Raw genomic sequence first — 13872 nt, forward strand, 5'->3', positions numbered from 1 at the left:
CCAAAAGAAAAAAAGGCCGTTTCCGGATGAAAACTACTTCGCCATCACCGCTTCGATCACCGGCAGGGCGGGCTGACCGTCGGCCGTGGTCACGCCGTCCATCCAGCCGCGATAGATTTCCGGGTTGGCGCGTAGCCAAGCCAGACCTGCTTCCAGGGGCTCTACTGAAGAGTCTTCGTGGAGCATGTTCATGGCCTCGTTGACCATCGCGATGGGCACCAGGTAGTTGCTCAGGAACGTGGCCACGTTGGGCTGCTCCTGGTCGAAGCCGGTGCGGATGTTGATGTACACTGTGGCCGTGCCGTCGTTCTCGCCGAAGGTGGTTTCATCGCTGCCCGTAAGATAAGACATGTCGATGATCTTATTCATCCAGTGCGGGGACCAGCCCAGAAAAACGATCCACTCCTGGTTGCGTGCAAAGTTCCGGACCTGGGTCAACATGGCCGTCTCGCTGGAGGGAATCAGCTCGAAATTTCCCAGGTTGAACATGTTTTCATTGATCATCAGATCAATGACCTCGTTGCCGTCGTTGCCTTCCTCGATGCCGTAGATCTTGTACTCCAACTTTTCCCCGAACTTGGCGATGTCCGAAAAATCGCGCAACCCAGCCTCATAGGCATAGGTGGGCACGGCCAGGGTGTACTTGGCGTTCTCCATGATCACGGAGAACGACTCCACCTTGCCGCTCTCGAAATGAGGCTCGGCAATGCTCTGCATGGTGGGCATCCAATTGCCCAGAAAAATGTCCGCTTGGTCCGAGGCCATGGCCTGATAGGCGATGGGCACGGACAGCAGCATGCTGGAGGCGTCATAGCCGAGTTCATTCAAAAAAAACTGGGCCACCTCGGTTTTCACCGTGACGCACGTCCAGGGCACGTACACGAACCGAACTTCCTTGGAAGCGAGGGCGTTTCCGGCAAAGCCGATCATCATGACCATGGCGAAGGCCATCGCCAACTTACCTAATTTCTTGTCCATCGATCCTCTCCTTTGGTTGGATGGTTGAAAAATTCCAATTATTTCTTGACCGCGGACCCGTGCCGATAAAAGTCCACACTGGACGGCGGCAAGGGCGTGTTGCCCAGAATCGCGTCCGCGGCCTTTTCCGCGATCATCAGCACCGGAGCGCAGATGTTGCCGTTGGTGATTTCCGGCATCACCGAGGCGTCCACCACGCGCAGGTTTTTCAGCCCGTGAACCTTCAAGTCCTTGTCCACCACGGCCATGTCGTCGTAGCCCATCTTGCAGGTGCAACTGGGATGGTAGGCGCTCTCCCCTTCCCGGGCCACGAAATCCAGAACCTCCTCTTCCGTGGCAATATGCTCCCCGGGGGAAAGCTCCTTGGCCTTGAACTCGCTGAAGGCCGGCTGATTGAATATCCCGCGGGCGCATTCGATGGCCTCGACCCATTCCTTGCGGTCCTTTTCCGTGGACAGATAGTTGAACCGGATGCGCGGCGCGGTGGCCGGGTCATTGGACATCAGCCGGACCGAGCCCTTGGCGTCGCTGTACATCGGGCCGACGTGGAGCTGGTACCCATGGCCCTCGCTGGGCGCGGTGCCGTCGTAGCGGATGGCGATGGGCAGGAAATGGAACTGCAAGTTTGGATAATCGACCTCGTTGTTGCTCCGGACAAAGCCCCCGGCCTCGAAATGGTTGCTGGCCCCGATGCCCGTGCGCCGGAACAGCCATTCCAGGCCGATCTTGGGCATGTTCCAGGGCTTGAGTGCCGGATAGAGGCTGACCGGTCGCTTGGACGCGCACTGTATGTAGACCTCCAGGTGATCCTGCAGATTCTCGCCCACGCCCGGCAGGTCCGCGACCACGGAAACACCCTTGGACAAGAGGTGCTCCGAATTGCCGACCCCCGAAAGCTGAAGCAGTTGCGGCGAGTTGATCGCCCCCCCGCAGCAGATGATCTCTCCGGCGTAGACTTTATGCAGCTTGTCGCCCTTGCGGTATTCCACGCCCACGGCGGTGCGCCCGTCAAAAAGGATCCGGGTGGTCAGGGCCTTGCAGACCAGTTTCAGGTTGGAACGGTGCAGGGCCGGATGCAGATATCCGCGGGCCGTGCTCCAGCGATTGCCGCGATAGGTGGTGCTTTCGAATTTGCCGAACCCTTCCTGTTGAAAACCGTTCACGTCCGAGGTGATGGGATACCCGGCCTGCTGGACCGCGGCGAAAAAAGCGTCGAACAGTGGGTTCTCGCATTTCGGGGTGGTCAGGTACTGCCCGCCGGTCCTGCCCTGATAGGCGTCCGCGCCTTTCAGCCGGTATTCCATCTTTTGAAAGTATGGCAGGCAGTGGGCGTAGTCCCAGTTCTCCAGGCCCTTGATCGCTCCCCATTTTTCGTAGTCCATGGCGTTGCCGCGAATGTGGATCATCCCGTTGATCGAACTGGAGCCGCCCAGGACCTTGCCACGGGGCTGGGCGATCCGGCGGTTGTGCATGTGCTGTTCCGGCTCGGACTCGTAGGCCCAGTTGTAAAATGTGTTGGTCAGGTTGAAGGACAAAGCCGAAGGCATGTGGATCCGGAAATCCATCTTGTGGTCCCAGCGACCAGCCTCCAAAACCAGTACGCGACGGTCCGGGTCCGCGCTCAGCCGGTTGGCCAGGATGCTCCCGGCGGTCCCGGCACCAACGATGATCACGTCATATGTTTTCTTGGACATATCTTGTTTCTCCTTGGGGTTTGAATTCACATTTCATTGGTTTGCAGCGTTTTTTTGGAACGCCTCAACCTTCCTGCGCAAAATCATGTAATGAAAGCTGATGTAGGATTTAGCCTTGATGGGTTCGTGGCGAGCGATCTCCCGGGCCGTATGTCGCCAGTTGTCCACGATGCACTGCCGGTATTCCGCATCCTCGTACAGGGCGTTGTCCATGGAACTGAAACCGATCTGAAGAGCCTGCATGATCCACTCAAAAATCGGGTTTTCGGCCATTTTGGCGAACAACAGGTTGAGCTCCCGGTCCAGTTCGGCCAGAAGTTCCATGTTCGCCTCGTCCGCGACGGCGGCCAGGGCTTCGGCCTTGTCCTGCAGGAGTTGCTTCCGCTCCACGCTGCCGCGGGCAATGGCCAGGTCCGTAATCACGTAGTCCATGCTTTCCCGAAATTCGATCAGATGCATGGGATCGGTCTGGTTCTGCTTCAGGAACAGGGCAAAGGACTCGCTGATGCTGACAACTTCGATGTTCTTGACGTAGGCTCCGCCCTTGGCCCCCTTGTGGATCTCAATCAACCCCTTGTGCTTGAGCACCTGCAACGCTTCACGAATCACGCCACGGCCGGTCTTGAACAGGACTTGTAGTTCACGTTCGCTGGGTAATCGCTCACCGGGCTTGACCTTGCCGCCAAGCACCGCGGCTTGAATTTGCAGAGCAATGTCCTCACCAGCACGTCCGGCTTTGACAGGAGCCGAGCAGACTCCCTCCAGCCCTTCGGCTTTACCGGCACAAAATGGACGGTCCATTAAGCTGTCCTCCTGGCAAAATTTCTTAATGCTATAAATCAAAATTGAACAAAATCAGGAATAAAACCCGAAAAGGCATCACCGAATGGCCAGACCAATCTACATGCCTTGGCATGAATGTCAACCCGAAAAGGTGCTGTAAGACTTCGCTTGTTCACCTGCTCACAAGTGGCTGGGCCGTAACGGGGCTGGACCTGATCTAGGAATGTGGTATGACCATCGCAAAAGCATTCGGCTTTTGCGAAACGCCAAGCCGTGAACTTGGCGAACATCAAGGAGGCAGCATCATGATCAAACGTGACGGCGGATGGAGCCCATACCTGGCCGGGGGGCTCAGCGGCCTGGTCGGGGTGATGTCGGTCTGGCTGACTGGACAGTTTTTCGGTGCGTCCACGTCCTTCGTGCGCACTGCGGGGATGATCGAACAGTGGTTCAGCCCGGAACGGGTCGCCCAACTGGAGTACTTTGCCCGGGTGGTTCCCCGCATCGACTGGCAATGGATGTTCCTGGCGGGAATCGTGTTGGGGTCCCTGGTCTCGGCCTGGACCTCCGGCTCGTTCCGCTGGCAGTCCGTCCCGGACATGTGGCGGGAACGCTTCGGCCACACCCCGGTCAAGCGGGCCGTCGTCGCCTTTTCCGGCGGCATTGTGGCCATGTTCGGGGCCCGACTGGCCGACGGCTGACCCAGCGGTCATGGGTTGAGCGGTTCGCTTCAACTGGCTGTCAGCGGTTTTGTGGCTCTGGTCTGTTTTTTTGTCGGCGGGTTGATCATGGCCCGTATTGTCTATGGAGGTGGGAAATCATGAGCATCCTGATCTATGGACTGATCACCGGCTTCCTCTTCGGATTCCTGCTTCAGAAAGGGCGGGTGCTGCGCTACGACAAGCAACTCGGCGCACTCCGGTTGATGGACATGACCATCATCAAGTTCATGCTTTCCAGCGTGATCGTAGGCATGGTCGGCGTGTACCTGCTTCAGGATATGGGAGTGGCCAAACTCTCCGTGAAACCCCTGATGCTCGGGCCGATCATCGTCGGAGGCCTGCTTTTCGGTCTGGGTTGGGGCCTGTTGGGGTATTGCCCGGGCACCTCCATGGGGGCCCTGGGCGAGGGGCGCTGGGACGCGCTGTGGGGCATCCTGGGGATGATCGTCGGCGGAGGGCTCTTTGCCGAAGCCTATCCCTGGCTGCGGTCCACGGTGTACACTTGGGGCGACTACGGACGCCTGACCTTGCCGGAAATGCTCGGCGTCAGCCATTGGCTGATCATTCCGGTATTCATTGTCGGCGCGATCCTGCTTTTTCGATGGTTTGAACGCAAGGGGCTTTAGCCCTTCCCCTTCCGGGCGCAAATTCACTTTTGCGCCTGGAAGGGAAAAGGGATAGGTTCGGCTTCCAACACAACGATTCCCTTCAACGTTCGCTTTACCATTCCCAACACGCATGACCCAATCCTACCACGCCCTGGCCCTCTACTCCGGGGGGCTGGACAGCATCCTGGCCATGAAAACCGTGCTCGACCAGGGACTGCGGGTCCTTGGCCTGCATTTCTGTTCCCCGTTTTTCGGCCACCCGGACAAAATCGGACACTGGCAACGCATCTATAACCTAGAAATCCGGCCCGTGGACGTGCATCAGGAGTTCATCGACATCTTGCGCCAAGGCCCGCGCTTCGGCTACGGCAAGGTGCTCAACCCCTGCGTGGACTGCAAGATCACCATGCTCTCCCATGCCAAATCCCTGCTGGACCAGTACGGCGCCCGGTTCCTGATCAGCGGCGAAGTCCTTGGCCAGCGCCCCATGTCCCAACGCCGGGACACCTTGAACCTGATCAGCAAGCAGGCCGACGTCCGCGACCTGTTGCTGCGCCCACTCTGCGCCGGCCACCTTCCGTCCACGCCCATGGAAGAGGAAGGCCTGGTGGACCGCTCCCGGCTGCACTCCATTTCCGGCCGGGGCCGCAAGGACCAACTCCGTCTGGCCGAAACCTACGGCCTGACCGAAATCCCCACCCCGGCCGGCGGCTGCCTGCTGGCGGAACAGGAATCCGCCAAACGGTTCTGGCCCGTCCTGACCCGCATCCCCGAGCCGTCCCCACGCGACTTCGCCCTGGCCAACATGTCCCGGCAGTACTGGAACGACGGGCTTTGGATGATGGTCGGCCGCAACAAGGCGAATAACGATGCCCTGGCGCGCATGGCCCAGGCCGAGGATCTGCTGTTCAAGACCGCGGACGTCCAGGGTCCCCTGGCCCTGGGCCGTCGCAAGCCGGGCATAATCTGGACCGAGGAGGATATCCGCCGGGCCGCGACCTTCGTGGCCGGCTTCACCGCGAAAAAGCGCCCCCCCGGACAGACTCCTCTGGTCCGCGTCGCCAGTTCCGGCCAGTCCCGCACCCTGGAATGCCCCGCCGAATCACCGTCCGAAACTGGTTGGACGGAGTTCACCTGGGACCGGACAAAGCAAGAAAAACAAGACTGGATCAACGCCAACTCCCCGTCCTGAAACCACCACCTATGGACACGCTCATCAACCTTGGCCTGATCGTGGTCAGTGCCGCGCTGCTCTGGAAAGGGGCGGAGCTGATCGTGGACAACGCCGCGACCATTGCCCGGCGCTGGGGCATCTCCGAGCTGGTCATCGGCCTGACCATCGTCGCCGCCGGAACCTCGGCGCCGGAATTCCTGGTCACCATGACCGCCGCGTATCAAGGGTTGCCGGCCATTGCCCTTTCCAACGTCCTGGGGTCCAATATCTTCAACCTGGGCATGATTCTCGGGCTGGTGGCCATGATCCGTCCCATCCCCACCCACCCTACTCTCCTCTACAGAGACGGAGGTCTGTTACTGGGTCTGACCATGATGTTCATGGCTCTGATTTACCTGGATTTTCTGGGAAGATGGTCGGGCATGATTCTGCTGGGCGGCCTTGTCGGCTACACCGCGCTGCTCTTCACCCGCGCACCGAAGGAGATCGCCCGGATCACCATGGACCCCGGAGATCCCAAAAAGAGCGGAGAGGACGGTCAGGCGAAAGAAAAAATCGCCTGGCGAACCTACCTGTTGCTTTTGCTTGGTTTCATCGGCGTAGCCCTGGGCGGCAGGATCATGGTCCAGGCGGCTACGGAACTGGCCCTGGTCCTCGGGGTGAGTCAGTGGGCCATCGGCGTGACCATCGTCGCCGCCGGAACCTCCCTGCCGGAACTGGCCACCTGCCTGGCCGCCTCGCTCAAGGGCCGCAACGACATGATTCTGGGCAACCTGCTGGGCAGCGACATTTTCAACTTCGCCGGAGTCCTGGGCCTGACCATGCTCCTGCGCCCCCTTCACGCTCCAGAGAGCGCCCTGTTTTCCATGATCCTGCTCAACGCCATGATGCTCCTGGTCCTGCTCTTCATCCGCACCAACTGGGGCATCTCCAGAACCGAAGGCGCCCTGCTGATCTGCATGGCGCTCATGCGCTGGGGCGTGGATATTTCAGGTGCATGAGCAATATTTCCCTTGTACCGTGGATAAACTGAATTCTGATGGAATTCGTTGATGCGCTTGCAAGTTCGAATCGAACCGCACGGACCTGCCCTGCAAGATTGAATCAGCACCCGCTCCTCAGTATGATCAACACGCCACTCCTTGACGCGGTCATCGGTCAGGGGCACGATGAAAAGGAACCAGTTAATCGAGGCAGAAGCGCCGTCCTCCAGATATGCCTCAATCTCGAAGTGGGCAGAGAAAACTCGGCCCCAGACAAGAAGGCAAGTGGCATCTCGCAAACGACTTCAATAATAATGTTGCGAAATAACGCATACTCCTTTTTCCTTTTTTCTATTGGGTCAGACGTTCAAGGTTCAACCTAGCGATTTCATGGTCCGGATCAGCAGCCACGGCTCGGCGTAGATGGGCGATGGCCTGCTCCATGTCTCCGGCTCTGGCCCGGGTACCGGCCAAATTGACGAAAACGTCGGCAACAAAGGGCGGGGTCAAGCCCAAGGTCGTGAGGAATGCGTCTTCTGCTTGCCTGTGGTCGCCCTGCTTCAAGAGCAGGACTCCACGGTTGTAGTGCGCCAGAACCAGGGATGGGTCAATTTCAACCGCCTTGTTGTAGGCCTCCAAGGCCTCGTCGTTACGCTCCAGGCGCGTCAGGGCTCTTCCAACATGCAGAAAGGCTTCCGCCGAATCCGGAATGTGAACGAGCACTTCTCCCAAGTTGGACAAAGCCTGCTCAGGATCATCATTGCTCAAGGCGAATTCGGCCTGTTTGATCATTATCGAGGCACGGACGTCGCGCCACCGTGGGTTATTCCAAGGAACGCCGTCTTCGGCCTCCGTGACCATCCTCCATGCCTCGTCAACATCACCTTGCTCCAGCATGCTCACCACCTCGCCCAGACGATGATCTTCGATCTCCAGTTCGCCCCCCAGCACTTCAGAAGTCGAAATCGATGCCCTGGGAACGATCTCCACATCCTTGGACTGACGTCCCGAAACCAGAACCAACACCAAAACCAGCAACAGGAGCCCACCACCCAGACCGGCGAGAGTTTTCCACCCTCCAGGAACTGATTGCGGAAAGGACACCGCCTCTTTGGCTTTGGATGGCTCTCTTTGCATGGATGCCTTGGATGGAACAATCACCGTGGCGCTTAAGTCCGAATCATGCCCACTACCTTGGCCAGGTTGTTCACCGGTCGATACGTAGTGCCGGACGGCCTTGACTTCCTCCTGCATTTGCTGCGTCTCGTTTTCGATTTCCGGCCCGAACAATGTTCTCATTAAGTCGCGCACCGAATACGAACCGGGAAACATGGTCAATTCCCGCAAATGCGTTTCAAGGGCAATATTTAAAGCCATGGCATTAGGATATCGATCCTCTGGGTTCGGCGCGAGACATTTCATGCACAAGGCTTCAAGCTCGCTGGAAACAAGACTGGAGATACTTGACGGCGGTTCCACCCGCGGATCAAGAACCTTGCGCAGCATCGAAGCCTCGGATTCGCCACCAAACAAGCGTTTTCCCGTCAGAAACTCCCAGAACACGACGCCCAGGGAATAGATGTCCGCACGGTGATCAATGGCATCACCTCGGGCCTGCTCCGGAGACATGTAGGCCAACTTGCCCTTCAGGACTCCGGTCTGAGTATGTTGGGACTTGGTCAGAGCCTTGGCGATCCCAAAATCCACGAGTTTCACGTCTCCATCGTAGGAAATCAAAATATTCTGAGGACTAACGTCTCTGTGGACAATGTTCAGCGGTTGGTTGAACTCGCCTTTTCGCTCATGGGCATGGTGCAACGCGGCGGCGGCCCCGGCGATGATGCGCAGCAAGTATTCCAGGGAAAGCGAAAGTTTTTTTTCCTGAGACTTGTTGCGAATTTCAGCCAGGTTTTTGCCGAACACATACTCCATGGCGATGAAATAATTCGACGCCCCGGAACGCTGATCAGGATGGCTACCCAGGTCATAGACGTGAACGATGTTCGAATGGTTCAAGCGACTGGCCAACCGGGCCTCATCCAAAAACATGGTCCGAAAGTCGTCATTGGAGGCTAAGTGCGGAAGAAGTCGTTTAATAACGACCTGTTTCTCAAAGCCCTCCTCACCGATCTTCCAGGCCCGAAAAATTTCAGCCATTCCGCCGATGCCGATGCGTCTGGTCAGATAGTAGTCTTTAAATTGTTCGATATGGACCATGCAGTTTTTCATTCCTTTCAGGAGGTCAATACGTTGAAAAAATATCAAGCGATTCGTCCCGACCGGCCTTTTTCCAGGAAGGACGAAGCCTGCAAGGCCTATATCGCTTTCCAATCGTCAACGGCTTTATTACGTCATGCCAAGCTTGGAAGGATTCGTGAACAAGTCCGGGGGAAGCTCCACGTCGCACAGCTCCAGTTCCTTCAAAAAGGTCGGCGTGTTGCCGGTGGTTCGCAAGGAACCGTCCACTTGCCCGGTTTCCGGATCTTTGCCCCGCAGATCGAACAAAAAGAGTGGATTGGTTAGATAACGCCCGTCATTGTCCAGGGAGAGAACTTCAGTGAGTTCGGTCAGTCGTCGCGATCCGTCGGGAAACCTCGCGATCTGGACGATGAGTTCAATGGCCGAGGCCACCTGGCCGCGAATCGCAGCCAGGGTCATGCTCACGCCGGACATCAAGGCCAGAGTTTCCAGCCGACTCAAGGCGTCCCGGCTGGAGTTGGCGTGCACGGTGGTCATGCTCCCGGAGTGGCCGGTGTTCATTGCCTGGAGCATGTCCAGGGCCTCGCCGCCCCGGCACTCGCCGACGATGATCCGGTCCGGTCGCATGCGCAGGGAGCAGACCACCAAATCGCGGATGGTCACCTCGGCCCGTCCCTGCTTGTCGGCCTTTTGGGTTTCCATGGGCAGGACGTGTTCCTGTTGCAATTGCAGCTCGCTGGAATCCTCTAGTACGAGGATACGTTCGTTCTCGGGAATAAAGGCGGATACAATGTTCAAAAGGGTGGTCTTCCCGCTGCCCGTGCCCCCGGAGACCACGATATTCTTGCGAGCTTGGACGCAGGCATTCAGAAAAAGCGCGGTTTCTTCAGTCAGGCTGCCGCGCTGGACCAGATCTTCTATGCCCAGCATGTGCTTGGAGAAACGTCGAATGGCCATGTATGGCCCCCGGCGGGCGATGGGGGGGATCATGGCGTGGACCCGGGAACCGTCAGGAAGACGGGCGTCCATGTATGGGCGGGAGGGATCAATGCTTCGCCCCACGAACTGGCCGACGTTGCGGATAGCCGCCATCAAGCTTTCCGGGCTGGTAAAGCGCCGATCCGTCCTGATCAGCTTGCCCCGCTGCTCAATGTAGATTTCCTCGGGGCCGTTGATCATCACCTCCGTGATGTCGTCATCCAGCAAAAAATCCTTCACCGGACCCATGAACTGCAGCACGGTTTGGGAAAAAACGTTTTGGGTCATGTTTCATGGCTCCGGGCTGACATTTGCGACATCATTCATGGATCAGTTGCGGTTCATCCATTCCCGGACCTGCCGGGCACGAGCCCCTTCCGGCTGAAGTCGCAGATACTCCGTGAAGGCCGCCTTGGCGCAGGCCGTGTCCGCGAGTTGCTCGGCGCAGAGTACGCCGAGGTGAAAATGGGCGCTGGCCAATTGTTGATCGGCTTCAATGGCCGTTCGAAAGGCCCGGGCCGCCTCCTGGTGCTGGCCTTTGGCCCGAAAAACCTGGCCTTTCAGATTCCAGGCCGGTGCATCTCGCGGATATTGCTCTACCAGCCGACGCACCAGGACCAGGGCTTGGTCATGATCGGCCTCCTGCAACCGGATTACCGCAAGATTGTAGAGAGCCACGTCGTCATGGGCATTGATGCCCAACACCTGTTGAAAGCGCTCCGCGGCCAGAACCCGCGTCCTGGGATCGTCCATTTCCAGTCGCCCAAGACCGATCAAGGCCGCCGTATTTCGAGGGTCAATACTTAAGGCTCGCCGCAAGGCGGTTTCCGCTCCCGCGCCGTCGCCGCGAACATGGGCCAACCAAGCCCGGATCAACCAGATTGCCGGAATGTCCGGGTTCAATGCCTCGACCCGGCTAAGCAGCGGCTCAACCTCGCTGGCCACGGGGCCATGCCAGAGAGCCAGGGCCAACAGGCCGTACGTCTGTTCCGCGCTCATTTGCGCCGCGGTCGACAAGGCCGCGCGAGAGTCGGACATTTTCTCGTTCACCAGCAGGGCCAGCCCCAAGGCCCTGCTGGCTTGGGCAGAACCTTCCAGGACGCGGGCCGCCTGCTCGGCCTCCCGAGCAAGTCGCTCAACATCCTTCTCGCGAGCCGCGCGACGTTGTTGGTTGAACGTGATGATGCGTAGGCTTTGTTGTTCCGCGTTCAACGCCAACCATCGCGGTTCGGAGGGTTCGCGCAACAACCCTTGGGCGATGGCGTTTCCAGCCAGTTCAGAGCGATATGGACAAAACGACCAGAGCATGGCCGGAATGTCAGATTCAGAAACACTCGCGGGGGGAGCGAGAACCGAAGTCGGGCCGGGTGTGGAGGGAGGCTCCGTAGCCGCGGCCTGGAACCTGACGGTTCGCAAAACCTCGTCCAGAAAGCCGGCCTCCTCGGCCCCTCCGGGAAGAATGGTCACCGTATACATCCATTTCTTAACGGGGATGAGGATGCGTTTTCCGCTTTGTTCCCTCAGCGTGAACGTATAGCTCAGCCCCTGCTCCCCGGCCAGGGAGGTCTCCTGGAACACGGAAAATACCTCAGCGCCGCGGCTGTCGGCCATCTGGCCCTGATCCACGGAAACCAGGGCTCTGCCAAGGGCCTGAATGTCAATGGCCTGCATCAACGGTCGGACCTCGAACTCTACCCTCGCGCTCCGGCCCGAGTCCAATACGTATCTCCGTCCAGACTCTTCCAGAAGTTCCTTCAGAGAAAAGACGGCCGGATAGGTGAACGACAAGGGCGGATCATCCGAGCTGAAAACGAGCCGTTCCGGGACTGTCACCAACTCTGGCGTTGCTATCGGACTGGGCTCGGGAATCGGAAGCTTCGGTTCCCGGGTCGTCTCGCAGGCGGTGAGCAGAATCACGAGAGCCACCAGCCCAAACCAGAGGATCGGACGTCGTAAAGCGTTCAGCGACATTGCGCCTCCTTGGTCTTGATGCGTTGGTGCAGCTCGTCCGAGGCTGGCACCCAATCCAGGGCCTCCCGCCACCGTTCACAAGCTTGTCGCAGGTCCCCCAGGCTCTCCAGAACCAGCCCTTCGTCGAACTTTTTGCGTGCCTCGCCGACCAGCGTCCGCTGGACGTCGCTGACAAGCTCCGAGGCGTTCGTGTTCCACGGGTCGACCCGCAATGCCGCTTGCAGCGCATCATAGGCTTGGCGAGGGGCGCTGGCTACTTGGCGCGAGGCAGCCTCAACCATGGGAGTGGATCGTCCCCGCAATTCTTCCTTGACCTGACGGATCAAAACCTCCGCCTCGGCTGGATAGCGGGTCCGTCGACCGGAGTCGATGGACGGCAATTGCTCCCACGCCCGGACCGCATCCACCAACTTCCCTTGCTGCCGCAGGGCCTGGCCGCGTTCAAAGGCGCTTTTGGCGTCGGACTCCAGCTTCTGGGCCGCAGCCTGGGCCTGTTGTCTGCGGCGCTGTTCATCTCTCTGGGCTGCTTCGGCTTTGCCCAGAATATCCTTTGATTCTTCGTGATCACCATCAAGTTCCAGCAGTTGTCGGGCCTCCCGGATGGCCCGGGCATGGTCGTTGGCCCCCAAAGCCCGGCGCGCCTCCACCAGCAAAGCTTCAATCTTTTGCTCCAGAGCCATTTGTTCCTGGGCCTTACGCTGCTGTTCCGCCAAATGGGCGTCAAGGCGTTCCCGTGCCTGAGAAAGCAACGACATGCCTTCCTCATGATCTGGAACGGCAATAACCACCCGCTGCAGAAAATCAACGGCTTCTTGGAGCATCTCGGACTCGAGGGCTTGCTTGCCCCTGACCAGATTCATGGCCGCCAGACGTTGCACTTGATCCATTTCCGTGGTTCTGGCTTCCTGTTCCGCCTCCACGGCAATCCGCTGGGGCGCTTCCGAAGAGTCGTCCAAAAAAAACCATCCCACGCCAATCAGCAGGATTATAGCTATCACGCCTAAGGCAATGGCCTTGCCCCGCCCTCTGCGCTTTGCCTTGACGATCGGTCGTGCCCCGATCTTTTGGCTCAATGGGGGAATGTTTTTGACGGAAACCGGGACTGCGTCTGATTGCAATTCGAGAACCGTCCCGCCCAGGGTAACGATGTCACCGGGATGTAGCCGGTGCTCCTGAACCCGGACCTCGTTGACAAACGTCCCCACTGTGCTGCCCAGATCTCGAACCGAGACCTCTGCCGCGCCGACTTCAAACTCCGCATGTCGGCGAGACACCATGGGATCGGTCAATTGCGCCCCGCAATCGTCCGCTCGACCGACAACCAGGATTCCGGGGACAAGGGAAAACTCCAGGCCGACGTCCTGCCCTCTGGTCACCGCCAGTTTCATTTTCGGAGCCGTGCTCGGCGCGGCCATGATCATCGTGGCGTCATCCGGCGGCCGGGCCGTGTCGGCCCCCATGACCATGGTCCTGTCGTCATCTCCCGGCAGGGCGGAGAGAGTCAGAGTGAACGGTCTGATCTGGGCGGACTGGCCCGGACGAAGCTCGACCTGGTCCACTTGAACGTCGTCCACGAAAATCTTGTTGGCCGAGCCGAGGTCCTCAAGCTTCACGCTCTGATCCGAGACGATCATCTTGGCGTGGTTTCTGGATACCTGGCGGTCGTCCAGAATCACTTCGTTGCCGTCGAGACGCCCGAGCGAATACACTCCGGGCGTGAGCACCTTGGTCTCGACATGCGTATCGTCCTTGGTGATGGTCAGTTGCAGCACTGTTGCGCTC

11 protein-coding genes are annotated in these 13872 nt (G+C 58.8%); 4 read left to right on the top strand and 7 right to left on the bottom strand.

Annotated elements, in window-relative coordinates; genetic code table 11:
• Positions 1–33: 33 nt before the first annotated feature.
• The 3 genes from GY33_RS0116740 to GY33_RS0116750 are packed head-to-tail and all read right to left on the bottom strand — an operon-like array spanning position 34 to position 3473.
• Positions 34–978: an ABC transporter substrate-binding protein gene (locus tag GY33_RS0116740; RefSeq protein WP_031388430.1), complete on the bottom strand. Its 945-nt coding sequence runs from the start codon at positions 976–978 to the stop codon at positions 34–36.
• Positions 979–1016: 38 nt separating this feature from the next.
• On the bottom strand, positions 1017–2672 hold the full coding sequence (gene betA, locus GY33_RS0116745; RefSeq protein WP_031388431.1) for a choline dehydrogenase: 1656 nt from the start codon (positions 2670–2672) through the stop codon (positions 1017–1019).
• Between the two features lie 33 nt (positions 2673–2705).
• Complete coding sequence (locus GY33_RS0116750; protein WP_051822768.1) at positions 2706–3473, bottom strand: FadR/GntR family transcriptional regulator; 768 nt, start codon at positions 3471–3473, stop codon at positions 2706–2708.
• Positions 3474–3760: 287 nt separating this feature from the next.
• On the opposite strand from GY33_RS0116750, the gene GY33_RS19400 reads away from it, so the two are divergent.
• From GY33_RS19400 to GY33_RS0116770, 4 genes are all read left to right on the top strand, one after another.
• Positions 3761–4279: a YeeE/YedE thiosulfate transporter family protein gene (locus tag GY33_RS19400; protein WP_152555230.1), complete on the top strand. Its 519-nt coding sequence runs from the start codon at positions 3761–3763 to the stop codon at positions 4277–4279.
• Complete coding sequence (locus GY33_RS0116760) at positions 4276–4803, top strand: YeeE/YedE thiosulfate transporter family protein (RefSeq protein WP_031388433.1); 528 nt, start codon at positions 4276–4278, stop codon at positions 4801–4803. The genes GY33_RS19400 and GY33_RS0116760 overlap by 4 nt, the downstream gene beginning before the upstream one ends.
• A 112-nt stretch (positions 4804–4915) precedes the next feature.
• Entirely contained in the window at positions 4916–5977 is a 1062-nt protein-coding gene (locus GY33_RS0116765; protein ID WP_031388434.1) for an adenine nucleotide alpha hydrolase family protein, read from the top strand.
• Between the two features lie 11 nt (positions 5978–5988).
• Positions 5989–6960 carry a calcium/sodium antiporter gene (locus GY33_RS0116770; RefSeq protein ID WP_031388435.1) on the top strand — a complete coding sequence of 324 codons (972 nt, stop codon included), beginning with the start codon at positions 5989–5991 and terminating at the stop codon, positions 6958–6960.
• A gap of 333 nt (positions 6961–7293) precedes the next feature.
• Here the strand turns inward: GY33_RS0116770 and GY33_RS20055 are convergent, their stop codons facing one another.
• From GY33_RS20055 to GY33_RS20060, 4 genes are all read right to left on the bottom strand, one after another.
• The gene (locus GY33_RS20055; protein ID WP_051822769.1) at positions 7294–9159 is read right to left on the bottom strand and encodes a protein kinase domain-containing protein; all 1866 of its coding nucleotides are present in this window, start codon (positions 9157–9159) and stop codon (positions 7294–7296) included.
• Between the two features lie 129 nt (positions 9160–9288).
• Positions 9289–10407, bottom strand: a complete 1119-nt coding sequence (locus GY33_RS0116780) for a CpaF family protein (protein WP_031388437.1) — start codon at positions 10405–10407, stop codon at positions 9289–9291.
• Between the two features lie 42 nt (positions 10408–10449).
• Positions 10450–12090 (bottom strand): tetratricopeptide repeat protein, encoded by a 1641-nt coding sequence (locus tag GY33_RS0116785; RefSeq protein ID WP_031388438.1) that lies wholly within the window; start codon positions 12088–12090, stop codon positions 10450–10452.
• Entirely contained in the window at positions 12081–13862 is a 1782-nt protein-coding gene (locus GY33_RS20060) for an FHA domain-containing protein (RefSeq protein WP_031388439.1), read from the bottom strand. The genes GY33_RS0116785 and GY33_RS20060 overlap by 10 nt, the downstream gene beginning before the upstream one ends.
• Positions 13863–13872: the final 10 nt, after the last annotated feature.

This window comes from Desulfonatronum thiodismutans, from assembly GCF_000717475.1.
GTDB lineage: Bacteria > Desulfobacterota > Desulfovibrionia > Desulfovibrionales > Desulfonatronaceae > Desulfonatronum > Desulfonatronum thiodismutans.

What these genes read in the sequence shown, in the direction of transcription:
- GY33_RS0116740 (WP_031388430.1), bottom strand. Translation starts at nt 978, where the DNA reads ATGGACAAGAAATTAGGTAAGTTGGCGATGGCCTTCGCCATGGTCATG.
- betA (WP_031388431.1), bottom strand. Translation starts at nt 2,672, where the DNA reads ATGTCCAAGAAAACATATGACGTGATCATCGTTGGTGCCGGGACCGCC.
- GY33_RS0116750 (WP_051822768.1), bottom strand. Translation starts at nt 3,473, where the DNA reads ATGGACCGTCCATTTTGTGCCGGTAAAGCCGAAGGGCTGGAGGGAGTC.
- GY33_RS0116760 (WP_031388433.1), top strand. Translation starts at nt 4,276, where the DNA reads ATGAGCATCCTGATCTATGGACTGATCACCGGCTTCCTCTTCGGATTC.
- GY33_RS0116765 (WP_031388434.1), top strand. Translation starts at nt 4,916, where the DNA reads ATGACCCAATCCTACCACGCCCTGGCCCTCTACTCCGGGGGGCTGGAC.
- GY33_RS0116770 (WP_031388435.1), top strand. Translation starts at nt 5,989, where the DNA reads ATGGACACGCTCATCAACCTTGGCCTGATCGTGGTCAGTGCCGCGCTG.
- GY33_RS20055 (WP_051822769.1), bottom strand. Translation starts at nt 9,159, where the DNA reads ATGGTCCATATCGAACAATTTAAAGACTACTATCTGACCAGACGCATC.
- GY33_RS0116780 (WP_031388437.1), bottom strand. Translation starts at nt 10,407, where the DNA reads ATGACCCAAAACGTTTTTTCCCAAACCGTGCTGCAGTTCATGGGTCCG.
- GY33_RS0116785 (WP_031388438.1), bottom strand. Translation starts at nt 12,090, where the DNA reads ATGTCGCTGAACGCTTTACGACGTCCGATCCTCTGGTTTGGGCTGGTG.